The organism is Mesorhizobium sp. M7A.F.Ca.AU.001.01.1.1, assembly GCF_004022735.1.
Lineage (GTDB): Bacteria > Pseudomonadota > Alphaproteobacteria > Rhizobiales > Rhizobiaceae > Mesorhizobium > Mesorhizobium ciceri.
The window spans coordinates 1-1,050 of sequence record NZ_RZPF01001173.1; the positions used below are offsets into that span (position 1 = coordinate 1).

A 1,050-nucleotide genomic window follows, 5' to 3' on the forward strand; every position below is an offset into this window, starting at 1 on the left:
CTGGTGCTGGTCGCGGCTCCGGGGCAGGGCAGCGTGCCAGGCGACCTTGCCGCGCTTGGCGAACTGCAGTTCGTGGCAACGGAGCCCGGATGTATCTACCGACACATGTTCGACACGGCCTTTGCCGAGGCGGGCGCTGCCGCACCCAGACTTGCCAACGAGGTCGGCAGCATCGGCGCCATTGCGCGGCTGGTGGCGGCCGGCGCGGGGCTCGCCCTCGTTCCACGCCTGGCCGTCCCGGATGCGCTCGCACGCGGCGACATCGTCGAAATGCGATGGCCCGGCCAGATGCGGACGGCGCCGCTGGTGATGATCTGGCGCCGCCGGCGCGTCCAGCTGCCGGCGCTTAAGCAATTGCTCACTGCCGCGCGCGACACGCTGGTGCCGGCCCTGCAGCCCGCCAAGGCTGGTTCAGGACTTGAATCGTCGAACCGCTCCAAGGCCTTGTTTGCAAACAACTCCTGACGGAAGCAGCGGCGGTTCAGATCAGGCGGTGGCCGCCCTCGACATGCAGCGTCGTTCCCGTGGTAAAGCCATTGCCGATCAGGAAGGCGATGGCGTCGGCGATATCATCGGGTTGGCCAATCCGCCCGACCGGCAGCCGCTTGGCCATCGCGGCTAACGTCTCGTCCTTCCTGTCGCCGGCCACTTGCGCCCAGATCGTGGTGTCGACCCAGCCGGGTGACACGGCATTGACGCGGATCGGCGCCAACTCGACCGCCAGCGCCCGCACGAGGCCTTCGAGCGCTGCGTTGACAGCAGCAACGACGGAGCCGCGTGCGGCTGGGCGATAGGCGGCGATACCGGAGACGAAGGTCATGGAGCCGGATGCTGCCAGCCGCGGCGCACCGTGCTTGGCGAGCAGCAGCGGGCCATACAGCTTGCTCTCCACCACCTTTTGCGCCGCCATCAGGTCAAGCTCCGGCAGCAGCCGGTAGGCGCCTTCGATGTCGGCTGCGGTGCAGACGATGTGGTCGAGTCCGCCAATCGCTGCGAACAGCGCCGAGACCTGGTCTTCGCGCGCGATGTCGACGACGGCCGTCTCCAGCC

General features: G+C 68.3%; 2 protein-coding genes. One reads left to right on the forward strand and one right to left on the reverse strand.

Annotation, left to right across the window (positions count from 1 at the left end; all coding sequences use genetic code 11):
• The coding region (locus EN884_RS36840; protein WP_206617767.1) for a substrate-binding domain-containing protein at nt 1-465 on the forward strand (465 nt) is incomplete at its 5' end.
• 16 nt (nt 466-481) lie between these two features.
• Here EN884_RS36840 and EN884_RS36845 read toward each other — a convergent pair.
• Nucleotides 482-1,050 (reverse strand): SDR family oxidoreductase (locus tag EN884_RS36845; protein WP_128361172.1); only part of this gene is annotated, 569 nt, incomplete at its 5' end.